Below are 23043 nucleotides of genomic sequence, written 5' to 3'. Positions count from 1 at the left end.
TTGCCCAACGCACTGATGAGGAAAGTCCGATGGCTGGCAAAACGCTCTACGACAAGCTCTGGGAAATGCACGAGGTCAAGCGCCGTGATGATGGCTCGTCACTGATCTATATCGATCGTCATATCCTGCACGAAGTGACCTCGCCACAGGCATTCGAAGGGCTTCGCCTGGCAGCGCGCAAGCCATGGCGCATCGATGCCAATATCGCCACTCCGGATCACAACGTGCCGACTACCAAGGGCGAGCGTCAGGGTGGCCTGGAAGCCATTGCAGACGAGGTTTCCCGCATCCAGGTGCAAACGCTGGACGAGAACTGCGATGACTTCGGCATCCTCGAATTCAAGATGAATGATATTCGTCAGGGCATCGTTCATGTCATCGGCCCGGAGCAGGGCGCAACCCTGCCAGGCATGACCGTGGTCTGCGGCGACTCGCACACCTCGACGCACGGCGCGTTCGGTGCGCTGGCCCATGGCATCGGCACTTCGGAAGTCGAGCATGTGCTTGCAACACAGTGTCTGGTCGCGAAAAAGATGAAGAACATGCAGGTGCGCGTTGAAGGCAAGCTGCCCTTCGGCGTGACCGCCAAAGACATCGTGTTAGCGGTCATCGGGAAGATTGGCACCGCGGGTGGCAATGGTCATGCGCTCGAATTTGCCGGCAGCGCCATCCGCGACTTGTCGATGGAAGGACGCATGACGATCTGCAACATGTCCATCGAGGCGGGTGCCCGCGTGGGCATGGTGGCTGCGGACGAGAAGACCATCGCCTATGTCGAAGGCCGGCCTTTCGCACCCAAAGGCGCCGACTGGGACCAGGCTGTCGAGGTCTGGAAGACACTTGTTTCGGATGAGGACGCGGTTTTCGACACGGTCGTTGAGTTGAAGGCAGAAGACATCAAGCCGCAAGTCAGCTGGGGGACGTCACCTGAGATGGTCTTGGCTGTTGATCAAAGCGTGCCTGATCCGGCGGTTGAAGCTGACCCGGTCAAGCGTGACTCCATAACCCGTGCGCTGAAATACATGGGGCTGCAGGCCAATCAACGGATCACCGACATCCAGCTTGATCGCGTCTTTATCGGCTCCTGCACCAACTCGCGTATCGAAGACCTTCGCGCTGCCGCGGAAGTGGCCAAGGGGCGTAAGGTTGCCTCAACGGTGAAGCAGGCGATGGTGGTGCCGGGTTCGGGACTGGTCAAGCAACAGGCCGAGGCTGAGGGACTAGACAAAATTTTTGTAGAGGCGGGCTTTGAGTGGCGCGAGCCCGGTTGTTCGATGTGCCTGGCAATGAACCCCGACAAATTGGGCAGTGGCGAGCATTGCGCGTCAACGTCCAACCGCAACTTCGAAGGGCGCCAGGGTGCCGGTGGCAGAACGCATCTGGTCAGTCCGGCAATGGCTGCTGCGGCTGCGGTGACTGGTCGCTTCGTTGACGTTCGTGAATTGATGCAGGCCTGAGGAGACCACCATGAGAGCATTCACCCAGCATACCGGTCTCGTCGCGCCGCTCGATCGCGCTAATGTCGACACCGATCAGATCATCCCCAAGCAATTTCTCAAGTCGATCAAGCGTACTGGCTTTGGTCAGAACCTGTTCGACGAGTGGCGCTATCTGGACGTCGGGCAGCCTAATCAGGACTGCTCGCATCGTCCGGTGAATCAGGAGTTCGTGCTGAACTTTCCGCGCTATCAGGGCGCCAGCGTTTTGCTTGCTCGGGAAAACTTCGGCTGCGGCTCCTCGCGTGAGCACGCGCCTTGGGCATTGGAAGAGTACGGTTTTCGCACGATTATCGCGCCGAGCTTTGCCGATATCTTCTACAACAACAGCTTCAAGAACGGCTTGCTGCCAATCGTGTTGAAAGAAGAAGAAGTCGACGAGTTGTTCGAACAGGCCGAGGCTGCAGAGGGTTATCAACTCACCGTGGACTTGGCAGCGCAAACGGTCACCCGTCCGGACGGTGTGCAGTACAGCTTCGAAGTCGATGCGTTTCGCAAACATTGCCTGCTGAACGGCTTGGACGACATCGGCCTGACTTTACAGGATGCTGAGGCCATCAAGGCGTTCGAAGCAGGTCATCAAAAGAGCCAGCCCTGGTTGTTCGGCGCGATCAAATAAAACAAGAAGTTGGGAGCCAGGGTGGTTTACACGCGGCTTTCAGCTTTTAGAAGGAAATCTTTAAATGTCTAAACAGATTCTGGTTCTTCCTGGCGACGGCATCGGTCCTGAAATCATGGCCGAAGCGGTCAAGGTGCTAAAGCTGGCTAACGACAAGTTTCAGCTCGACCTGGAGCTGAGCTACGACGAGTTGGGTGGGGCGGCGGTTGATAAGTACGGCGTGCCATTGGCTGACGAGACGCTCGAGCGTGCTCGTGCTGCGGACGCAATCCTGCTGGGTGCCGTTGGCGGGCCGAAGTGGGACGCAATAGACCCTGCTATCCGGCCTGAGCGTGGTCTGTTGAAGATTCGCTCGCAGCTGGGGTTGTTCGGCAATCTGCGTCCGGCCTTGCTGTACCCGCAACTGGCAGCTGCCTCCAGCCTGAAGCCGGAGATCGTGTCCGGCCTGGATATCCTCATCGTTCGCGAGCTGACCGGGGGAATCTACTTCGGTCAACCACGCGAGAGCAAGGTGCTGGAAAATGGCGAGCGTATGGCTTTCGATACGCTGCCCTACAGCGAGAGCGAAATCCGCCGGATCGCCAAGGTCGGTTTCGACATGGCTCGGGTGCGCAACAGGAAACTCTGCTCGGTGGACAAGGCCAACGTACTGGCATCCAGTCAGCTATGGCGCGCAGTGGTGGAGGAGGTCGGTAAGGACTATCCGGACGTTGAACTTAGCCATATGTATGTCGATAACGCCGCAATGCAGCTGGTGCGCGCACCGAAGCAGTTCGATGTAATCGTCACCGACAACATGTTTGGCGACATCCTGTCGGATGAAGCTTCCATGCTGACAGGTTCAATCGGCATGCTGCCGTCCGCTTCTCTCGATTCGAATAACAAAGGTATGTTCGAGCCTTGTCACGGTTCGGCACCGGACATTGCAGGCAAGGGTATCGCCAATCCGCTGGCAACGATCCTCTCGGTGTCGATGCTGCTGCGCTACAGCTTCAACCAGGTCGCTGCAGCAGATGCGATCGAGCAGGCGGTTAGTAACGTGCTGGACCAGGGCCTGCGAACGGGTGATATCTGGTCTGAGGGGTGTGAAAAGGCGAATACCCAGGCGATGGGTGATGCGGTAGTCGCGGCGCTCGCGAAGTTGTAATCTCTCCGGTCCCATTTGCACCAGCCGTTGATAGAGCTTGTGGGCGACGGCTAGGCGGAAACGCCGAGGAGTGCGAGGCGTGGTGTCAGCCATAAATGGACAGCGCGCCCGCGCTTTCGAACCCGAAAGCGTATTTCTTAGTCGACGGCCCGTCACGCGGGTCCCATATATATAGGTGTAGTTGCGATGAAACGTGTAGGTCTGATCGGTTGGCGCGGTATGGTTGGCTCCGTGCTCATGCAGCGGATGCTGGAGGAGCGGGATTTCGACCTGATCGAGCCGGTGTTCTTTACTACTTCCAACGTTGGCGGTCAGGGCCCTTCGATTGGCAAGGATATAGCGCCGCTCAAGGACGCCTACAGCATCGATGAATTGAAATCCCTCGATGTAATTCTTACCTGCCAAGGTGGTGACTACACCAGCGAGGTTTTCCCCAAGCTGCGGGAAGCTGGCTGGAAGGGCTACTGGATCGATGCTGCCTCGACGCTGCGTATGCACGATGACGCCGTTATTGTTCTCGATCCGGTCAACCGCAAGGTCATCGATCACCAACTGGACGCGGGCACCCTCAATTACATCGGGGGCAACTGCACGGTCAGCTTGATGCTGATGGGCCTGGGTGGCCTGTTCGAGCATGGGTTGGTCGATTGGATGAGCGCAATGACTTATCAGGCTGCGTCCGGTGCTGGCGCGCAGAATATGCGCGAGCTCATCAAGCAGATGGGAAGCATCAACGCATCGGTTGCCAATGAACTGGCTGATCCGGCTAGCGCGATCTTGGACATCGATCGCAAGGTCGCCGAATGCCAGCGCTCGGAAGCGTTTCCAGTAGACAATTTCGGCGTTCCACTGGCGGGCAGCTTGATTCCTTACATCGACAAAGAGCTGCCGAACGGCCAGAGCCGCGAAGAATGGAAGGCACAGGCGGAAACCAACAAAATTCTAGGGCGTTTCAAGAGCCCGATTCCGGTTGACGGTATCTGCGTACGTGTCGGCGCGATGCGTTGCCACAGCCAGGCATTGACCATCAAGCTGAACAAGGATGTGCCCATTTCGGATATCGAAGGCATGATCAGCCAGCACAACCCCTGGGTGAAGCTCGTTCCCAATCATCGAGACGCGAGTATGCAGGAACTGAGTCCGACCTCGGTAACTGGCACATTGAGTGTTCCGGTCGGTCGCCTGCGCAAGCTGAATATGGGGTCGCATTATCTCGGCGCATTCACTGTGGGCGACCAACTGCTGTGGGGTGCTGCAGAGCCTTTGCGGCGCATGCTGCGCATTCTTCTCGAGCGATAAGTCCCGAAAAGTCAAATCACAAGCGTCTCGGGATTCCGCGGCGCTTTTTTTATGCCGTGACGATGTCAAACAATCCGCTTCGTCGGCTTAAGTCTAGGGGCATGGAGATGGGTTTGTTCCCTATACGGTAACGCGCCCGGAGGTATGCCGTGGAAGTGGCATCTGAGATGTCGTGCAGTTGATTAATCCTTTGGCTCGAGTTTTGCGCGTCGAGCTAATTTGTGGATTGGGTCTGATAACACGCTAAAAGGCGTGGCGAGCAGCGCCAGCTGGTCTGGTGAGTTGTTGATAAAACACTATCTGTAAAAGATACTTGCTGGAAGTTTGAAGAATTAGTCTAGCTGACAACGCTGTTTAGGCTTATCGCTGACGGGGAGCCGCCACCTGGCGGGCGCAGGCAGTGACTATAAGACCCTCTCGAAGATCCGAGAAAAGTTAAAAAACAAGGATTTACACAATGGTTCGGGTTCGCAATCTGGTGCTGGCAATCGCGGCTGCTACCGCGCTGACTTCCGAAATGGCTTATGCGCTGGGCTTGGGCGAGGTCACGCTGAAGTCTGCGCTGAATCAACCGCTGGTGGCCGAAATCGAACTGCTGGATGCAAAGACGCTGGCGCCCGGTGAAGTTGTGCCGGTTCTGGCGTCCGCTGAAGATTTCAATCGTGCAGGTGTTGATCGCCAGTATTTCCTGACTGACCTGACCTTTACCCCGGTTTTACGCCCAGACGGCAAAAGCGTCATTCGTGTGTCTTCGACCAAACCGGTTCGCGAACCCTACCTGAATTTTCTGATTGAGGTGCTCTGGCCAAGCGGTCGTCTTCTGCGTGAGTACACGTTGCTTCTGGATCCGCCACTGTATTCGCCGGAAATTGCGGCTTCGGTCGCGCCGCAACTTCCGGTCGCCGCTCCGGTGTCCCGGCCACCCGCCGCCCCGCAGGTCGCGTCCCGGCCTACATCTCCGTCTTCCACGACTCCTGCGTCGCAGAGTGGCGAATATAAGGTCACACCTAACGACACGCTTTGGGAGATTGCAGAGCGTGCCCGTCTGGGTGGCACCGTTCATCAGACTATGTTGGCCATTCAGGATATTAATCCCGACGCGTTCATTGGCAACAACATCAATCGGATGAAGAATGGCCAAGTGCTTCGCTTGCCCAGCGCCGAGCAGATTGGCCGTCGTTCGCAAGCAGAAGCGATTCAGCAAGTTGCCCAGCAGAATGCGAGTTGGCGACAGGCTTCGGGCCCTGGAGCGCCGGCTGCTCGTCAGCTCGACGCAACCCAGCGTGGCTCAGCCGATGCTGCACCCTCGCGTAGCGAGCAAGGCGATAACCTCCGCCTGGTTGCGCCAGAGGCCGGTAAGTCTACCGTTGGCAGCGATGGCGGGGACGGCGCTGATGCGGCGGCGTTGCGCGACAAGCTGGCCGTCAGTGAAGAAAGTCTTGATTCCAGTCGTCGAGAAAATCTCGACCTGAAGGATCGTCTAAATGATCTGCAGGGGCAGTTGGATAAGCTGCAGCGCCTGATGCAGCTAAAAGACGACCAGCTCGCCAAGTTGCAGGCACAGCTGGCGTCCGGGGCACAGGCAGGTCTTGACGTGGCTGCTTCGTCGTCTCCCTCGGTCGACGAAGCCGACACCAGCGCTACGCCTGTGACGCAAGCGGCCGAGGTTGTCCCTGAAGTCGCTACTGAGGCCAATCCTGCTCCGAGCGCCGCGCCTCAGCCTCCCGAGAGTGAGAAGTCAGAAGCTCCTGAGCCGGATGTTCAGGCGCCTGCTGCTCCCGCGGCACCGGTTTCCGCTCCGCAAGAACCGCAAGCTGACGGCTATGTTGATGAGTTGTTGGGTAGCCCCGTTCTACTCGGGGTTTTGGGTGGCAGCGCGTTGTTGCTTCTGCTGGTCGGGTTGATGGTACTTTCTCGTCGTAACGCGATGAGAGAGGCTGAGTTGCATGAAAGTCTTCTGGCCGACAATCCGACTGATAGCTTTTATGTTGCGCAGCATGAGCTCGATTCGTCCGACACTGAATCTGCTGATCTGGGTGCCTCTCACGATGCTGATCAGGTTTCTGCTGACTCGCTGGCTGGTACGAGCAGCGATCCCTTGGCGGAAGCAGACATCTATATTGCCTACGGTCGTTTTAATCAGGCAGCCGAGCTGCTTCAGAACGCTCTGAATGACGAGCCACAACGTAGCGACCTGCGCCTAAAGCTCATGGAGGTCTATGCCGAGCTGGGTGATCGAGAGGGGTTTGCCCGCCAGGAAGCAGAACTACGGGAAATAGGTGGTTCGTCTGCGGAAATCGAGCAAACCAAGGCCAGGTATCCAGCAATGGCGGCCGCAGGTTTTGGCGCGGTGGCTGCGTCTGTCTCCGCGAGCGACGACCTCGACAGTTTCAGTCTGGATGATCTTGAGTTGGAAGAGCCTGCCCCCTTGGCGGAGCAACAGGCGGATGATGATTTTGATCTGAGCCTTGATGATCTCGAACTGGAAGATGACCTGACGGACCTCTCCGTTACGCCTGTCGGCGGGTCCGCCGTGGAGCGGGATGACGTCAACTTCGACGAGGCGGGCCTGGATGCTGCAGCACAGGACAAGGCTGCAGATGACTTTTCGTTTGATCTAGACGAGCCGGCAACTTCCAGCAATGTCTCCCTGGATGATGAGCTGGCTGGCTTCTCCCTCGATCTAGATGAGCCATCTTCCAGTCCGACGCCTGACGATGATTTGATGCTGGGTCTTGCAGACGAGACGAAGCCGGCCTCGAGCGAGTCAGTGGATGAGTTTGACTTTGGACTTGCTGACCCCGAGCAGCCCAGGGACATGCCGGACGAGTTTGATCTGTCTTTGGACGACGAGCCTGTTACGGAGCCTGCGCCGGAGACATTCTCCTCTGAGCTGGAGGTGGTCGGGTCGGAGCTAGAAGATTTGTCACGCGACTTCAATGAGCCGCTTGATCAGTCGCCAGCAATGGAGACTGGAGCGGTTGACCCGACTGAACCAGTCGCCTCGACACCTGAGGCGCTTGATGACGATTTCGATTTCTTTGCCGATACTGATGAGACCACCACCAAGCTGGACCTCGCGCGTGCTTACATCGACATGGGTGATGCTGAGGGCGCCCGCGATATTCTGGACGAGGTGATGAGTGAAGGAAGTGACAACCAGCAGCAAGAGGCGCGAGAGATGCTCGCTAAACTAGCCTGACTATGATTGAAGCAGTACGCCCAGCGGCAGCCAATTCGGCTGCCGCTGACGTTTTCAGAATTGCCCTTGGGGTCGAATACAAGGGTGCCCGTTATCGGGGCTTCCAGCGACAGCGTGATGGCGTACCCTCCATTCAGCTTTCGTTGGAAAACGCCTTGAGCAAAGTTGCTGGCGGTCACCCGGTGACGTTGAGTTGTGCCGGGCGTACCGATGCGCTCGTTCACGCGTGCGCCCAGGTCGTGCATTTCGATACGCCAATGAAGCGATCCATGCACGCGTGGGTCATGGGTGCGAATCAGAACCTGCCCAGTGATATAAGCGTGACCTGGGCCAAGGAGATGCCGAAAAGCTTCGATGCACGTTTCAGCGCCATGGCTCGTCGTTACCGATACGTGATCTACAACGACCACATACGGCCTGCCCATCTGGCGGAAGAGGTAACCTGGAATCACCGCCCTCTAGACATCGCACGCATGCGTGAGGCAGCTAAAGCGTTCGTCGGAACTCATGACTTCAGTGCCTTCCGAGCTCGCCAATGTCAGGCGAAATCGCCGATCAAAACAATCCATCACCTTGAGTTACTCGAACACGGCAGGCTTATCGTCATCGATGTTCGGGCCAATGCCTTTCTGCACCACATGGTGCGTAACTTTGCCGGTGTTCTCATGACAATTGGCGCCGGTGAACGGCCCGTGGATTGGGCTCGGGAGGTACTTGAGTCGCGGGTGAGGCGTACTGGTGGGGTAACAGCTCATCCGTACGGGTTGTATCTCGTTCAGGTGGATTACCCAGAGCAGTTCCAGTTACCAGAACGCTTTTTAGGGCCTCACTTCCTGTCAGGGCTGCCGGATGTTCGTGCGCTTGTGCAATGAAGCAAAAGGCCAATTTCGTACGGGCCTGGGGCGGTGCAGGATGTCGGCGGGTTGGGTGATGCAGGTTGCAGCCTCTGGTGCTTTTGTTACCATCCGGGGTCTTCTTTCGCAGGTGCCCGCCGTTGCCTATCGTTCGTAGCAAGATCTGTGGAATTACCCGCGTCGAGGACGCGCTTGTTGCGGCTGAAGCCGGGGCGGACGCAATCGGTCTAGTGTTCTACCCCAAAAGTCCGCGGGCAGTGAGCGTGCAGCAGGCCTTGAATATTGTTGCTGCTCTGCCACCCTTCGTCACAACCGTCGGCTTGTTCGTCAACGCATCGCGTAGCGACATCAGCACAACGCTCGATACCGTGCCCTTGGATATGCTTCAGTTTCACGGTGATGAAAGCCCCGCCGACTGCGAAGGTTTCTGCCGGCCCTGGTACAAGGCGCTCCGCGTCCAGACGGGCGAGGACGTTCAGCGGCAGGCTGCACGCTATGCTGGTGCCAGCGCCATTCTGCTCGACACTTTTGTTGCTGGCGTTCCTGGGGGGACTGGCGAGATTTTCGACTGGTCGCTCATACCCGCTGACCTCCCTAAGCCTTTGATACTTGCCGGCGGGCTGACTTGCGAAAACGTCCAGCAGGCCGTAGCTGAGGTGCGGCCGTTCGCCGTGGATGTGAGTGGGGGAGTGGAACTTAGCAAGGGCATCAAAGATGCCGCGAGTGTGAAGGAGTTCGTTCGGTTGGTAAGGGCGTCGATGTGACGAACGGAGGTTGCTTGCCGTCCAGTTACCATTGGCTGGATTGTCCAGGCCCATCAATGATGAGCTGCCATTGGTGGGGTTAGGGGCAATTGTCAGTGGCAGCGTTTTGTGAATAGTGCCGACGCGACGCAGTGACTCCGGTTGGACACTGGTCGCAAACGTGAATTTTGCCGGTGCGTGCAGTCGCTACGCGCGGGACTGACAAACTGTGGAGAACAAAAAGCATGAGCAACTGGCTGGTAGATAAGCTGATCCCCTCGATCATGCGCTCGGAAACGCAGAAAAGTTCAGTACCCGAGGGGCTTTGGCATAAATGCCCGTCCTGTGAGGCGGTGCTCTATCGCCCGGAGCTGGAAAAAACCCTGGATGTCTGTCCGAAGTGCCAGCATCACATGCGGATCGACGCGCGAACTCGCCTGGATATATTCCTCGATAAGGAAGGCCGTGAAGAGATTGCTGCAGACCTCGAGCCAGTCGATCGACTGAAATTCCGGGATAGTAAGAAATATAAGGACCGCCTCTCCGCTGCCCAGAAGCAAACCGGAGAAAAAGACGCCCTGATCGCAATGAGTGGGACCTTGATGCATATGCCGGTTGTGGCCTGTGCATTCGAGTTTTCGTTCATGGGCGGTTCCATGGGGGCTATCGTCGGGGAGCGTTTTGTGCGTGCTGCGAACGCTGCGCTTCAGCAACGTTGCCCGTTGGTCTGCTTTGCAGCGTCCGGGGGGGCTCGGATGCAAGAGGCGCTGATTTCGCTTATGCAGATGGCCAAGACATCTGCAGTATTGGCCCGTATGCGCGAGGAGGGATTGCCCTTCATCTCCGTTCTTACCGACCCAGTTTATGGAGGTGTATCGGCAAGTCTCGCCATGTTGGGCGACGTCATTGTCGCAGAGCCTAAAGCGCTGATTGGCTTTGCCGGTCCGCGGGTTATCGAACAGACCGTGCGTGAGAAACTGCCTGAAGGTTTCCAGCGCAGTGAATTCTTGCTTGACCATGGTGCGATTGACTTGATCATTCCTCGTTCCGAATTGCGCGCTCGTCTATCGCGTCTTCTGGCCCAGTTTCAGCAGCTGCCGACTCCGGGCGAAACCGCTTTGGTTACGGCCGACGCATGACTGAGCGGAGCCTGGGGGGCTGGCTCGAGTATCTGGAACAGCTGCATCCTGTTGCCATTGATATGGGCCTTGAACGGTGCCGCGAAGTCGCCGCCAGGCTAGGGTTGACACGCCCGGCTCGCCAGGTCGTTACCGTAACGGGTACCAATGGCAAGGGATCCACTTGCGCCTTCATTGCTCGAATGCTGGCAGGGCAGGGTAAGGCGGTTGGGGTTTACAGCTCGCCGCATCTGTTGCGCTACAACGAACGGGTCCGTCTTAACGATGCGGATGCAACGGACGAGGCGTTATGCGAAGCATTCGAGGCGGTGGAGCAAGCGCGAGGCACTGTTTCCCTCACCTATTTCGAAATGGGTACATTGGCTGCTTTTTGGCTCTTTGAGCGCGAAGCACTTGATGCTGTGGTCCTTGAAGTCGGGTTAGGCGGGCGTCTAGATGCAGTAAATCTAGTCGATGCGGACGTAGCGGTGGTTACCAATATCGGTTTGGACCATGCCGAATGGCTTGGTACGACCCGCGAAAGCGTGGCCTTTGAAAAAGCCGGGATATTTCGCCCTACAAAGCCGGCCGTATGTGGCGACTTCGACCCGCCAGCATCGTTGTTGGAAAGCGCGTCCCGTTCCGCTGTGCCTTTGTTTGTCCGTGGGCGCGATTTCGATCTGATCAAGGAGGCGGGCCGTTGGCATTGGCGTGGGCACGCCGCCGATGGGCGTAGCCTAGAGCTGCTAGATCTACAGATGCTGTCTCTGCCACTGGACAACGCTGCGTTAGCGTTGCAAGCCGTTGCGTTGCTTGAACCGTCATGGCAGCCGGAACAACTCGTCGAGGCGCTACAAGACACTCGTGTTACCGGTCGCCTGGATCGGCGCACTATCTGCTGGCGCGGTGTTGAGCTGACGATCATGCTTGATGTTGGGCATAACCCGCACGCTGCTGACTATCTAGCAGGTCAACTGCTTCAGAAGCTGGCGTCCGGTCGCCGCCTAGCAGTCTTCGGCCTTTTGGCTGACAAGGATCTTTTGGGTGTCATCGATGCGCTGAAGACCGTTTTCGACACCTGGGCCGTTGCGCCCTTGGCGACCCCTCGGTCGCGAACGGCAGACGACTTGAGTGCGGCATTGATGGAGCGAGGCGAGGCAGTCACTATCTGTTCTGGAATATCCGAGGCGCTCCAGCAGCAGTGTGAGCTGGCGCGCACGGGTGACGAGATAGTGGTGTTTGGATCATTTTACTGTGTGGCCGAGGCGCTGGCTTGGCTTGATCAGCACGCATCGAATGGAGGGCATGCTTTTGGTAGATAGAAGATTGTTGCAGCGTATCGTAGGCGCGTTGGTGCTTGTTGCGCTGGCGGTAATATTCGTACCGATCCTTTTCAATAGAGATGATGTCGACCAGCAGATCGCTGTTGATGCTCCAGCAATGCCAGAGACACCCGCTGCGCCGATTATTGAGACCCAGCCTGTAGAGGTCCCCGAGCCAGCGGTCGAAGCCATCCCTGAAGATTACGAGATTATCGAAGAAGACTCTGTCGCCGAATCCGGTATTCCCGCTAATCCGATCGATGCAGTTCCAGCGGAGGCACAGCCTGCTCCGGGAGCTCCCGAGCAGGCAGTCACCGAAGCCCCACCGCTCATGCCGGAAAATGCGGAAGAGCAGCGGCTGGATACTGCCAACTTGCCGGTTAGTTGGTCGGTGCAACTGGCCAGCCTTTCCAGTCGCGAGAACGCCGAGAAGTTGCAGAAAACTCTGCGGTCTCAAGGCTATAACGCCTATATACGCTCTGCGGACGGGATGAATCGAGTATTCGTGGGGCCCTTGGTGGAGCGGGCGGAGGCCAATCGCTTGCGTGATCAATTGCAACGACAGCATAAACTCGACGGATTCGTAGTACGTTTTAAACCAGAGCAACGCTGATTTTAATGGTGCTCCACCTCGTTTAAACGCCAGTCGGGAGGGCGCCTTCACGGTGCTTACTCCCAGGCGGGCGCTCTGCTAAAATACGCCGCCTTTCTCCTTTGCAGGAAACCCTGTGGCATTCACCTGGGTCGATTGGGCGTTTATCGCCGTTGTGGTCATTTCCAGCCTGATCAGTTTGAAACGGGGCTTCGTTAAGGAGGCGCTTTCCCTGCTCACCTGGATCATCGCCGGGGTTGTTGCCTGGATGTTTGGTGGCGCGCTCTCGCACTACCTCGCGGAGTTCATCAGCACACCTTCCTTTCAGGTCATTGCGGCGTGCGTGATTCTGTTCGTGCTGACCTTGTTAGTTGGAGCACTGGTCAATTTCCTCATCGGAGAATTGGTGCGGGTCACTGGCCTTTCCGGTACTGATCGTTTCCTTGGCATGGTATTCGGCGCGGCCCGAGGCGGGCTGTTGGTCGTGGTATTGGTTGGCCTGCTCAGTCTTGCCCCTGTCCAGCAGGATCCCTGGTGGCGAGAGTCGACACTGCTACCGCATTTTCTGTTGGTTGCTGACTGGTCGAAAAACCTGATTCTCGGGTTTGGAAGTCAGTGGGTGGCCGGCTCGCTCGATGCTTCAAACTGAGGCGAGCAATCATTAGAAGGACGTGTCAAGGCTAAAGCCTGTGCTATGTCCGGATCAGCCTGTAACAACTGAGAGGTTCCTTGCATGTGTGGCATTGTCGGCATTGTCGGTAAGTCGAACGTCAACCAGGCGTTATATGACGCGCTTACCGTACTGCAACATCGTGGGCAGGACGCCGCCGGAATCGTGACCAGTGACAGCGGCAAACTGTTTCTGCGCAAGGACAACGGGCTGGTACGGGACGTCTTCCAGCAGCGCCATATGCAGCGGCTGGTAGGCAACATGGGTATCGGTCATGTGCGTTATCCCACCGCGGGCAGCTCGAGCTCGGCAGAGGCGCAGCCATTTTATGTGAACTCCCCTTACGGCATCACGCTGGCGCACAACGGCAACCTGACCAACGTCGACCAGTTGACCAAGGAAATCTACGAGTCCGACCTGCGCCATGTGAACACCAATTCAGACTCGGAAGTGCTGCTCAATGTTTTCGCCCATGAGCTGGCAGTGCGGGGCAAGTTGCAGCCCACCGAGGAGGATGTCTTTGCCGCCGTTGCAAAGGTGCATGAGCGTTGCGTGGGCGGCTATGCCGTAGTGGCCATGGTCACCGGTTATGGCATCGTTGGCTTTCGCGATCCGCATGCAATACGGCCAATCGTGTTCGGCCAGCGTCACACGGATCAGGGTGTGGAGTACATGATCGCTTCTGAGAGCGTCGCGCTGGATGTACTGGGCTTTTCGCTGATTCGCGATCTCGCCCCAGGCGAAGCCGTCTACATCACGGCAGATGGCAAGCTGCACACCCGTCAGTGTGCGCCGAACCCGCTCTACGCCCCCTGCATCTTCGAACATGTCTATCTGGCGCGATCGGATTCGCTGATGGATGGCGTGTCGGTATACAAGGCTCGCCTGCGCATGGGCGAGAAACTGGCTGACAAAATCCTCCGGGAGCGTCCCGAACACGACATCGACGTGGTCATCCCTATTCCCGACACCAGCCGCACGGCTGCTTTGGAACTGGCGAACCGGCTTGGCGTGAAGTTTCGCGAAGGCTTTGTCAAGAATCGGTACATCGGTCGGACCTTCATCATGCCCGGTCAGGCCGCGCGCAAGAAGTCAGTACGGCAGAAGCTCAATGCCATCGACCTCGAGTTTCGTGGCAAGAATGTAATGCTTGTGGATGACTCCATCGTCCGCGGTACGACCTGCAAGCAAATCATCCAGATGGCTCGCGAAGCTGGGGCAAAAAACGTCTATTTCTGTTCTGCCGCGCCAGCAGTTCGGTATCCGAACGTTTATGGCATCGACATGCCCAGTGCACACGAACTCATCGCGCACAATCGCAGCACCGAAGAGGTCGCTGAGCTGATTGGGGCCGACTGGCTCATCTATCAGGACCTACAGGACCTGATCGAGGCTGTTGGCGGCGGTAAGGTAAAGATTGATAACTTCGATTGCGCAGTGTTTGACGGTAAGTATGTGACCGGCGACATCGATGACGTCTATCTGCACAAGATCGAACAGGCTCGCAATGACCTGAGCAAGAGCAAGGGTGTCGCCGGCAGCGCCATCATCGACCTGTATAACAACTGATCGACCCGGCGGCTTTGCCGCTACGGTCCAGGGTGGAAATGACTATGACAACCGACTGGGACGCAGGCCGTCTGGACAGTGATTTGTCCGGTGTGAGCATGGATACGCTGGCTGTTCGAGCGGGCCAGCGCCGCTCGCCTGAGGGGGAGCATGGCGAAGCGTTGTTCCTCACGTCCAGCTATGTGTTCCGAAGTGCGGCTGACGCAGCTTCGCGTTTTGCTGGTGAGGTGCCGGGGAATGTCTACTCACGCTATACCAACCCCACCGTGCGAGCATTCGAAGAGCGTATTGCAGCCATGGAGGGCGCCGAGCAGGCCGTAGCGACCGCGTCGGGGATGTCCGCGATTCTGGCCATGGTGATGAGCCTGTGCTCTGCCGGCGACCATGTGTTGGTATCGCGCAGCGTTTTCGGGGCTACGGTTTCGTTGTTCGAGAAATACCTCAAGCGCTTCGGTCTGCTGGTCGATTATGTACCGCTTACCGATCTTGCCGACTGGGCGCCAGCATTCAAGCCCAATACCAGATTGGTTTTCGTCGAGTCCCCCTCAAATCCGTTGGCCGAGTTGGTGGATATCGCCGAGCTGGCAGCGCTGTGTCACAGCAATGATGCCATGCTCGCGGTGGACAATTGCTTCTGCACGCCCATCTTGCAGCAGCCACTGGCATTGGGTGCCGATATCGTCATTCATTCCGCCACGAAATACATTGATGGCCAAGGCCGCTGTCTCGGCGGTGTGGTTGCTGGTCGCGCCGAACACATGAAGGAAGTAGTGGGGTTCCTCCGTACAGCAGGACCGACGTTGAGCCCGTTCAACGCCTGGGTATTTCTCAAAGGTTTGGAAACGTTGCGCCTGCGTATGCAGGCCCACTGTGCCAGTGCGCGCGCGTTGGCGGAGTGGCTGGAGCATCAACCGGGCGTCGAGAAAGTTTATTACGCAGGGTTGCCTAGCCATCCGCAACACGAACTGGCCAAGCGTCAGCAGAAAGACTTCGGCGCAGTCCTGAGCTTCGAAGTAACCGGGGGCAAAGAGGGCGCCTGGCGTTTCATCGATGCCACTCGCTTGATCTCAATCACGGCGAATTTGGGTGATAGCAAAACCACCATTACCCATCCCGGATCCACCACCCACGGGCGGCTATCTGCCGAAGACCGAGCCAAAGCAGGGATCCGTGATAGCTTGATTCGTGTAGCTGTGGGGCTTGAGGACGTGTCTGACCTGCAAGCCGATCTCGGGCGAGGATTGGCCGCGCTTTAGATCGATGCCGCAATAAAAGAACCCCGCTTAAAGCGGGGTTCTTTTATTGCGTGTAGGAGGCCGAGGCAACCTTTGGTGTCGAGTGTCAGTTGTTCAGTTCTTCTTCGGTTCGAAATTCACCACGAAACCATCAAGCCGCTGTTCGACCGCGAGTTGGTCCCGAATCCGGCTGGCTTCCTGCCGACTTTCTATCGGGCCCACGAACACCCGGTGCGTGCGCCCGGTGATGCGCAGGTAGACCTCAAAACCTTCCTCGCGCAGCTTGCTCTCCAGCGCCCGCGCACTGTCGCCATTTTGCAGGCTCGCCAGCTGCACTGCCCAGCCTGAGCGAACTGGCGCCTGAGCCTGGGGCTGCGGTTGTGGAGTGAAGCTCTGTGGCGCGCGCTGTGTTGCCGGTGTAGCGGGCATACGGCTACGCTGGCTGGGCTCGTTGGAGCGCAGGTCGATTGCCGGGGCCGGCTGTCCCTGCCCATCGAACAGACCTTCTGGCGTGGCTGGCAGGATACTCGGGCTGCCTGGGCTGGTCTCAATGACTCGGATGTCGCTGTACTTTTTGCCGGACAACGCGGCCAGGCCGGCACGGTCGCGAATCACTGTCGGGCGAAGAAACACCATCAAGTTGCGTTTGATATGACTTTCCTGGGTGGAGCGGAACAACGCACCCAACAGCGGGATATCGCCGAGCAGCGGGACCTTGGAATCGGTGCGGGTCACGTCGTCCTGAATCAAACCGCCCAGTACGATAACCTGGCCGTCTTCAGCGAGGATGGTGCTCTTGATTGATCGCTTGTTGGTCACCAGATCCACGGCCTGCGCTGAGAGGCTCGCGGACGGTGCAATTGAGGAAATCTCCTGCTCTATCTCCAGGCGCAGCGTGGCGCCCTCGTTGATATGCGGAACCACCTTAAGTGTGACGCCGATATCCTCTCGCTCGATCGTGGTGAACGGATTGTTCGCGCCAGACGCGTCGGTTGTGTAGGTGCCGGTTTGGAACGGCACGTTCTGGCCAACCAGAATCTCGGCTTCCTGATTGTCTAGCGTCAGCAGACTTGGTGTGGAGAGCAGGTTGCTCTTGCTGTTGGCAGACAGGGCGGTAATCAGTGCACCAAAGCTACGCGTGCCAACGCCGATGATGGCGCCGTCAGGCAGATTGCTTGGGATCTCATTGTCATTGATGGCGTTCAGTACACTACCGATAGAGAGACCTGTGTTGCCAAAGCTGACGCCACCGGCTCCGCCAGTGCCTCCCCGCGCATCCACGGCCCACTGCACGCCAAGCGCGTCGGTGATGTCACCTGATACTTCGACGATGGCAGCTTCCACCATCACCTGCGCCCGTGGTACGTCAAGCTGGCGAACAATCGATTCGAGCGTCGAGATCAGTTCCGGTTCGGCCAGCATGACCAGAGCGTTAAGGCTCTCGTCTGCGCGTATGAGTATGTTCTGCTGGCGTCCACTCTGGGTTTCGCCATCCCCAGGCGTGGCGAGCCCTTCGGAAATGTCTCCGAGCGTCTCGGCAAGCGATTTGGCGTCATTGTGGCGCAAGCGAATCACCCGTGTATTGGCGGAGCGCGTGCTGGGCGAATCGAGTGTCTTGGCCAGGCTGGCCAACTTCTGACGCGCCAGTTCCGGTCCGGTAAAGATCAGGCGGTTGGTGCGCGAATCGGCAATGATCTGTGCACCGGCGGTGTCTTTGGCTTCGCCGCGCGCCAAGGTATTACGCAGAACCTCAGCGATGTCGACGGCCCAGCCGTATTGCAGATTCACCACCGAGTAATCGTCGTTTTGGGCTTTGTCGAGCTGTCGTACCAGGTCTTCGATGCGCGCGATGTTGGCGCTGCGGTCGCTGATGATCAGCGCGTTGGCCGAGCTGACAGCCGCAAGATGTCCATATTGCGGCACCAGGGGACGGATCAATGGAATCAATTCAGTGGCAGAAGTGTGCTGGACCTGGATGACGCGGGTCTCCAGTAGATCTCCACCGGTCGGCCCCCCGCCAGCCTCCGACTTGGCTTCAGCATTGGGCACAATTCGAGCGACTTCACCCTGAGTGAGCACGCTGAAGCCGTGGGTGGCCATGACTGAAAGAAAGAGCTGGTAGATTTCTTCAAGCGAGAGGGTCGTTGACGACACGACGCTCACTTGTCCCTTTACTCGAGGATCGACGATGAATGTCTGCCCGGTCAGCTGACTTATCTGGTCGATGAAGGCCCGGATATCTGCATCCTTGAGGTTGATCGTCCAGCCGTCCTGTTGTGTCTCGCTCGGCTCGATTCCTGGGTCGGCGGCGTACAGAGGCAGGGGAGCGGAGAGCAGACCGGCGGCGAGTAACGCAATAAGCGGGCGGGAGGAAAATGGCAGCATCGGTCAGTTGTCTTCCGTGGTTTGTTCGTCGGAGGGCATGGTTTCTGGCGGGCTTGTCGTCCCTTCCATTTGTTGCCGGAGTGCTTCCATCTGCTGTTGAAGCATCTCTGCTTGCGGATCGAGTACTTCCTCCTCCGCTGGCTCACTATAGTCGGGCAGGCTATCGAGCGCGGCCGTGGGGGAGCGAACGCTTGGGAAAAACAAACTCTCGATACGCCCACCACGCTTCACTTCGACTCTGTCCGGGTGAACGCTGTACAGGCGCACCCCTGATTCAAGCTCCTGGTCAATACGGTAAAGCTGTGGCGTTTGGCTGCTCAGCTGAATGATTGCGGTCGACCGAGCCGGGTCCGCATGAACGAAGCTGCCTAGCAAGGTTAGATTAGAACTCGATTCGCTGGGCCTATAACTCTGGCCGGTTGAAGGAGGAGCTCCAAATAGCTGCTCCATTCGCTCGAGGTCAAGTGCGGCCCCGGCAGGTCGGCGATCGTCCAACATAGCGGCAGGCGGCGTTTGAGTCAGTCTGAGCCAGGTCATGATCTGGCCTGCCAGATAGAGGCCGAATAGCACGACGACGACTGCGCTAACGACCAGGGGCGCGTACTGGCGAACTTTCTGCAGTGCAGCGGGGGAAGCCAAGCTTAGGCGCTCCATGAAACCAAGTAATTGATGATCGTGACCGCTTGTTTGGATCCCGGAAGCTGCAAGCGGCGGGCCTGGCTGGCAGTGTAGACCCAGACCGTGACAAACAAGCACTTGAGTATGCCAGTGCAACTGACTGTTTTTCAGGCAAAAGGTGCCGAACGGCCGGTCAGTTACAGTGACCATTGAGGTTCGCCGTTATTTTTTTATAAATAATCGCGGCACAGTGTTGACTTGGTTATGGGGGATGCGTAAATTGCGCGCCTCGCAGGGCGATCAGCCACTAGTCACAACGGTTGAACGTTGAAGTTTTGCGAATCGGACGAAAGTCCGGCCGACGCGCAGCGGTAGTTCAGTCGGTTAGAATACCGGCCTGTCACGCCGGGGGTCGCGGGTTCGAGTCCCGTCCGCTGCGCCACATCTGCTTCCCATTTGCGGAAGCCACGCGAAAAGCGGCCTTAGGGCCGCTTTTTTCGTTTCTAACTTCCTCATGCTCAATTCTGTCATTTCATCTGCCTCACCCATGCGCAAGCATCTGCCCTGTGGGCCTGCTCGCGTATTGTTTCAAGCTGAATTCTAAAAAAACTTGTACATGCAAGGCGCTGCGTGAAGGATTTGCGCGCTTAGTATGTTGTTTACAGGCTGCATCAAAGTCCGTTCGGGTGGAAAAAAGCGAAATACTTGTACAAGGCTATATCAATATGCCATCTTCCTGTACAGGTTATGGTCTGCTCAGGTTTTCTGATGGAGCGCCGTAACGATCTACATCGCCGGCTGCCTAACAGCTCCCATACAGAGACTCATCATGAACAAGCATATGTCAGTGTCCAGGCGCCTCGGTCTTGGTTTTTTCGTCGTTCTCGCGTTGATGGCGGTTGTCGCGATGATCAGTGCGTTGAAGGTCGATACCATTGATCAGACCATGAAAAGCATCAGTTCTCAGGCAGGTTTGAAGCAGCGCTACGCGATCAACTTCCGAGGAAGCGTTCATGACCGGGCGATTGCAGTGCGCGACGCGGTAAGCGCGGCAGACCCGAGTTTTGCGCGTAATCGGGTAGCTGAAATCGACCGCCTTGCAAAAATGTATGCCGACTCGGCCGGTCCGATGAAGTCAATGTTGGCCCAGCGCAGCGCTGACCCCATCGAGCTTCAACTGATGGGGCAGATCGAAGCGGTTGAAGCGAAGACCAACGACCTGACCCGGCAAGTCGTCGACATGCGGTTCGCTCAAGGCTCGGAACGAGCCTACGCCTTTCTCCTGGAAAACGTCGCGGGCGGCTACAACGAGTGGCTGCGTTTGATCAATGCCTTTATCGATCATCAGGAGATGTCCATCAATCAGCAAGTGACCGTGGTACGAGATACGGCTAGCGGCTTTCTCATGCTCATTGTCACTGTCACTGGCATAGCCATTCTGTTGGGCACGGCGATCGCAGCGCTGATCATCCGCAAGCTGCGATCAACCCTTGGTGCAGAACCAGATGAAGTGGCTCGAGTGATCGGTAATCTCGCCGATGGCGACCTCGGCCAGGTGATTCTCACCCGCTATCCTGACAGCGTCATGGGTGCGACTGCAAAAATGGCCAGCCGATTGACCGGCATCATCGCCGAAGTTCGTGCGGCCGCAGACGGGCTTGGCGTGGCGTCAGGAGAACTGCTGACCTCATCGTCCAACAGCAATCAGCAGATCCAGCAGCAGTCCGCTGAGGCCGAGCAGGTGGCGACCGCCATCAATCAGATGGCAGCTACCGTCAGTGAAGTCGCCAACTTCGCTGCCCGCGCGGCGACTGCAGCCAAAAGTGCCGACGAGCAAGTCGAAACTGGAACCCGTGTGGTGGGTGAAACGGCGATATCGATTCACAATTTGGCCAAGGTGCTTGAGGAGGCCACCGAAACGGTTAGCCAGGTTTCCGAGCAAAGCGGCAGCATCGAAAAAATTCTCCAGGTCATCACGGCCATTGCAGAGCAGACCAACCTTTTGGCTCTGAATGCTGCCATCGAGGCGGCGCGCGCCGGGGAGCACGGCCGAGGGTTCGCGGTCGTCGCTGACGAGGTGAGATCGCTGGCTAACCGAACTCAGCAGTCATCGAGCGAGATCAGTGAAATGATCGAGTCCTTGCAGGCTGGAGCAGGCAAGGCGGCAGAGGTGATGCAGGCCAGCAGGCGAATGGCGCAACAGACGGTTGAGCAAACCCACGAGGCAGAGGGGGCGCTGTCGAAGATTCGCCAAGAGGTTGGCTCGATCAACGAAATGAACGCCCAGATCGCAACGGCCTCTGAAGAGCAGAGTGCGGTGGCCGAGGAGGTGAACCAGAGCGTCACGCGCATCCATGATTCGGCCGTCGCCAGTTCTGCTGCCTCCAATCAAGTCGCAGCCTCAAGTCGAGACCTCACGACGCTCGCTCAGGAGTTGAATCGCAAGGTGGGTTACTTCCGGGGCTGATGCTGGGTGGTGATGCCTTGTTGACGCAAACCATGACGTGCTTTCCGACGTTCTGGTGCGCTGCCATTCAAGGCGTGATCGGTGCTGCACATGCCGGAACAGCAAAGCGCCAGTGGGTGTCCTGACCACAATCTTCGAGTAGTTACCTTGACCTGCGTCAACCTGTAACGGGGTAATCGACGCACCCTTGCGGTTTAATGCTGTCAGTAATGCGTGCTTTGACTAACAAGCCAGGGGCTGGTGGCTTACTGACGAGGGGTGGTTAATGTTCGGTTTGGAAGCGCTTGAGCTTGCGCGGATCCAGTTTGCTTTCACAATTTCGTTCCACATTATCTTTCCGGCGATCACTATTGGTTTGGCGAGTTTCCTGGCGGTGTTGGAAGGTTTGTGGCTGAAAACCAAGCGTCAGGTCTATCGAGATCTCTACCATTTCTGGCTGAAGATTTTTGCCGTCAACTTCGGTATGGGGGTTGTCTCCGGCATCGTCATGGCATACCAGTTCGGCACGAACTGGAGTGCCTATTCCGAGTTTGCCGGAAGCGTCACGGGGCCGTTGCTGGCTTATGAGGTGCTCACCGCGTTCTTCCTCGAGGCCGGTTTCCTCGGAGTCATGTTGTTTGGCTGGAACCGCGTCGGCGCCGGGCTGCATTTCTTTTCGACGTTGATGGTCGCAATCGGCACCTTGATTTCGACCTTCTGGATCCTGGCATCCAACAGCTGGATGCATACCCCGCAGGGTCACGAGATTATCGATGGCATCGTGATTCCAGTGGACTGGTTCGCCATCGTTTTCAACCCGTCGTTCCCTTACCGTCTGACCCACATGGCGATTGCCGCGTTTCTTGCGACGGCCTTCATGGTAGGCGCCTCTGCCGCCTGGCATTTGCTGCGCGGCAACGACAACCCCGCAGTGCGCAAGATGCTTTCCATGGCAATGTGGATGGCGCTGATCGTTGCGCCAATCCAAGCAGTGGTGGGGGATTTCCATGGCCTCAACACCTTAGAGCATCAGCCCGCCAAGATCGCCGCTATGGAAGGTCACTGGGATAACGCTTCAGGTGAGCCAACGCCGCTACTGTTGTTTGGCTGGCCGGACATGGAGCGGGAAGAAACGCGCTACAAGGTCGAAATACCTTATTTGGGCAGTCTGATTCTCAAGCACAGCCTGACCGAGCAGATCCCCGCGCTGAAGGACTTCCCTAAGGAGGACAGGCCCAATTCAACCATTGTCTTCTGGACCTTCCGGATCATGGTCGCGTTGGGGCTGCTGATGATTCTCACCGGTTTCTGGAGTCTTTGGCTGCGCCGCAGTGGCAGGCTGTTTCACTCCAAACCCTTCTTGCGTCTCGCATTGCTGATGGGCCCGTCGGGGATCCTTGCCATTCTCGCCGGTTGGTTCACCACCGAGGTTGGGCGACAGCCCTGGGTGGTGTACGGGATCATGCGGACCGCCGATGCGGTATCCAACCATAGCGCTGGGCAACTGGGGCTGACCCTGGCGATGTTCGTCCTGATCTACTTTGCGGTGTTCGGCATTGGTTTCGTCTACGTCCTTCGTCTGATCGGCAAAGGGCCAATCATCAATGAAGGCAACGAGAAGGGCGCCGGTGGGCCGGGAGAGAAGCGCACACCCATGCGGCCGCTGTCCGCTGCAGACGAGGCGATCCCTCACGATCATGGTGACCAACTGGGCGAGAGGAACTGAGT

General features: G+C 57.6%; 17 protein-coding genes and 1 tRNA gene. 16 read left to right on the top strand and 2 right to left on the bottom strand.

The window, feature by feature from the left end:
• Positions 1-29: 29 nt before the first annotated feature.
• The 13 genes from leuC (at position 30) to AAGW23_RS07125 (ending at position 15887) form a co-directional block, all read left to right on the top strand.
• Positions 30-1457: a 3-isopropylmalate dehydratase large subunit gene (gene leuC / locus AAGW23_RS07190; protein WP_342405769.1), complete on the top strand. Its 1428-nt coding sequence runs from the start codon at positions 30-32 to the stop codon at positions 1455-1457.
• 10 nt (positions 1458-1467) lie between these two features.
• Positions 1468-2115 carry a 3-isopropylmalate dehydratase small subunit gene (gene leuD / locus AAGW23_RS07185; RefSeq protein ID WP_148926235.1) on the top strand — a complete coding sequence of 216 codons (648 nt, stop codon included), beginning with the start codon at positions 1468-1470 and terminating at the stop codon, positions 2113-2115.
• Between the two features lie 64 nt (positions 2116-2179).
• Positions 2180-3262 (top strand): 3-isopropylmalate dehydrogenase, encoded by a 1083-nt coding sequence (gene leuB, locus AAGW23_RS07180; protein ID WP_342405767.1) that lies wholly within the window; start codon positions 2180-2182, stop codon positions 3260-3262.
• 186 nt (positions 3263-3448) lie between these two features.
• The gene (gene asd / locus AAGW23_RS07175) at positions 3449-4561 is read left to right on the top strand and encodes an aspartate-semialdehyde dehydrogenase (protein ID WP_159968191.1); all 1113 of its coding nucleotides are present in this window, start codon (positions 3449-3451) and stop codon (positions 4559-4561) included.
• A 457-nt stretch (positions 4562-5018) separates the two neighbouring features.
• Entirely contained in the window at positions 5019-7763 is a 2745-nt protein-coding gene (locus AAGW23_RS07165) for a FimV/HubP family polar landmark protein (protein ID WP_342405766.1), read from the top strand.
• A gap of 2 nt (positions 7764-7765) precedes the next feature.
• Positions 7766-8635 (top strand): tRNA pseudouridine(38-40) synthase TruA, encoded by an 870-nt coding sequence (gene truA, locus AAGW23_RS07160; protein ID WP_342405764.1) that lies wholly within the window; start codon positions 7766-7768, stop codon positions 8633-8635.
• Between the two features lie 122 nt (positions 8636-8757).
• Entirely contained in the window at positions 8758-9381 is a 624-nt protein-coding gene (locus AAGW23_RS07155; protein WP_342405763.1) for a phosphoribosylanthranilate isomerase, read from the top strand.
• A 224-nt stretch (positions 9382-9605) separates the two neighbouring features.
• A complete protein-coding gene (accD, locus tag AAGW23_RS07150) occupies positions 9606-10499 on the top strand; it encodes an acetyl-CoA carboxylase, carboxyltransferase subunit beta (protein ID WP_342405762.1) in 894 nt (297 codons plus the stop codon).
• Positions 10496-11800 (top strand): bifunctional tetrahydrofolate synthase/dihydrofolate synthase, encoded by a 1305-nt coding sequence (gene folC / locus AAGW23_RS07145; protein ID WP_342405761.1) that lies wholly within the window; start codon positions 10496-10498, stop codon positions 11798-11800. Before accD ends, folC begins: the two co-directional genes overlap by 4 nt.
• Positions 11784-12413: an SPOR domain-containing protein gene (locus AAGW23_RS07140; RefSeq protein WP_342405760.1), complete on the top strand. Its 630-nt coding sequence runs from the start codon at positions 11784-11786 to the stop codon at positions 12411-12413. Before folC ends, AAGW23_RS07140 begins: the two co-directional genes overlap by 17 nt.
• A 115-nt stretch (positions 12414-12528) precedes the next feature.
• A complete protein-coding gene (locus tag AAGW23_RS07135; RefSeq protein ID WP_342405759.1) occupies positions 12529-13041 on the top strand; it encodes a CvpA family protein in 513 nt (170 codons plus the stop codon).
• A gap of 84 nt (positions 13042-13125) precedes the next feature.
• Positions 13126-14631, top strand: a complete 1506-nt coding sequence (purF, locus tag AAGW23_RS07130; protein WP_342405757.1) for an amidophosphoribosyltransferase — start codon at positions 13126-13128, stop codon at positions 14629-14631.
• A gap of 44 nt (positions 14632-14675) precedes the next feature.
• A complete protein-coding gene (locus tag AAGW23_RS07125; RefSeq protein ID WP_342405755.1) occupies positions 14676-15887 on the top strand; it encodes an O-succinylhomoserine sulfhydrylase in 1212 nt (403 codons plus the stop codon).
• Between the two features lie 93 nt (positions 15888-15980).
• Here the strand turns inward: AAGW23_RS07125 and gspD are convergent, their stop codons facing one another.
• Both gspD and AAGW23_RS07115 read right to left on the bottom strand, forming a co-directional pair.
• Positions 15981-18251, bottom strand: a complete 2271-nt coding sequence (gene gspD, locus AAGW23_RS07120; protein ID WP_342405753.1) for a type II secretion system secretin GspD — start codon at positions 18249-18251, stop codon at positions 15981-15983.
• Positions 18252-18254: 3 nt separating this feature from the next.
• Positions 18255-19079, bottom strand: a complete 825-nt coding sequence (locus AAGW23_RS07115; protein WP_342405752.1) for a type II secretion system protein N — start codon at positions 19077-19079, stop codon at positions 18255-18257.
• 155 nt (positions 19080-19234) lie between these two features.
• Here AAGW23_RS07115 and AAGW23_RS07110 point away from each other — a divergent pair.
• From AAGW23_RS07110 to AAGW23_RS07100, 3 genes are all read left to right on the top strand, one after another.
• Positions 19235-19311, top strand: a tRNA-Asp gene (locus tag AAGW23_RS07110).
• Between the two features lie 387 nt (positions 19312-19698).
• Positions 19699-21336, top strand: coding sequence for a methyl-accepting chemotaxis protein (locus tag AAGW23_RS07105; RefSeq protein ID WP_342405751.1), 1638 nt, complete (start codon positions 19699-19701; stop codon positions 21334-21336).
• Positions 21337-21601: 265 nt separating this feature from the next.
• Positions 21602-23041, top strand: coding sequence for a cytochrome ubiquinol oxidase subunit I (locus tag AAGW23_RS07100; protein ID WP_342405750.1), 1440 nt, complete (start codon positions 21602-21604; stop codon positions 23039-23041).
• Positions 23042-23043 lie beyond the last annotated feature (2 nt).

This window comes from Stutzerimonas chloritidismutans (assembly GCF_038562055.1).
In the GTDB taxonomy this organism is placed as follows: domain Bacteria; phylum Pseudomonadota; class Gammaproteobacteria; order Pseudomonadales; family Pseudomonadaceae; genus Stutzerimonas; species Stutzerimonas chloritidismutans_A.
The sequence above is the reverse complement of the archived record's forward strand: the minus strand, read 5'-3'. Positions and strand labels throughout refer to the sequence as shown.

Bases quoted from the DNA above. Each gene is read 5' to 3' on its own strand.
- leuC (WP_342405769.1), top strand. From the start codon at position 30: ATGGCTGGCAAAACGCTCTACGACAAGCTCTGGGAAATGCACGAGGTC.
- leuD (WP_148926235.1), top strand. From the start codon at position 1,468: ATGAGAGCATTCACCCAGCATACCGGTCTCGTCGCGCCGCTCGATCGC.
- leuB (WP_342405767.1), top strand. From the start codon at position 2,180: ATGTCTAAACAGATTCTGGTTCTTCCTGGCGACGGCATCGGTCCTGAA.
- asd (WP_159968191.1), top strand. From the start codon at position 3,449: ATGAAACGTGTAGGTCTGATCGGTTGGCGCGGTATGGTTGGCTCCGTG.
- AAGW23_RS07165 (WP_342405766.1), top strand. From the start codon at position 5,019: ATGGTTCGGGTTCGCAATCTGGTGCTGGCAATCGCGGCTGCTACCGCG.
- truA (WP_342405764.1), top strand. From the start codon at position 7,766: ATGATTGAAGCAGTACGCCCAGCGGCAGCCAATTCGGCTGCCGCTGAC.
- accD (WP_342405762.1), top strand. From the start codon at position 9,606: ATGAGCAACTGGCTGGTAGATAAGCTGATCCCCTCGATCATGCGCTCG.
- folC (WP_342405761.1), top strand. From the start codon at position 10,496: ATGACTGAGCGGAGCCTGGGGGGCTGGCTCGAGTATCTGGAACAGCTG.
- AAGW23_RS07140 (WP_342405760.1), top strand. From the start codon at position 11,784: ATGCTTTTGGTAGATAGAAGATTGTTGCAGCGTATCGTAGGCGCGTTG.
- purF (WP_342405757.1), top strand. From the start codon at position 13,126: ATGTGTGGCATTGTCGGCATTGTCGGTAAGTCGAACGTCAACCAGGCG.
- AAGW23_RS07125 (WP_342405755.1), top strand. From the start codon at position 14,676: ATGACAACCGACTGGGACGCAGGCCGTCTGGACAGTGATTTGTCCGGT.
- gspD (WP_342405753.1), bottom strand. From the start codon at position 18,251: ATGCTGCCATTTTCCTCCCGCCCGCTTATTGCGTTACTCGCCGCCGGT.
- AAGW23_RS07115 (WP_342405752.1), bottom strand. From the start codon at position 19,079: ATGGTCACTGTAACTGACCGGCCGTTCGGCACCTTTTGCCTGAAAAAC.
- AAGW23_RS07105 (WP_342405751.1), top strand. From the start codon at position 19,699: ATGAACAAGCATATGTCAGTGTCCAGGCGCCTCGGTCTTGGTTTTTTC.
- AAGW23_RS07100 (WP_342405750.1), top strand. From the start codon at position 21,602: ATGTTCGGTTTGGAAGCGCTTGAGCTTGCGCGGATCCAGTTTGCTTTC.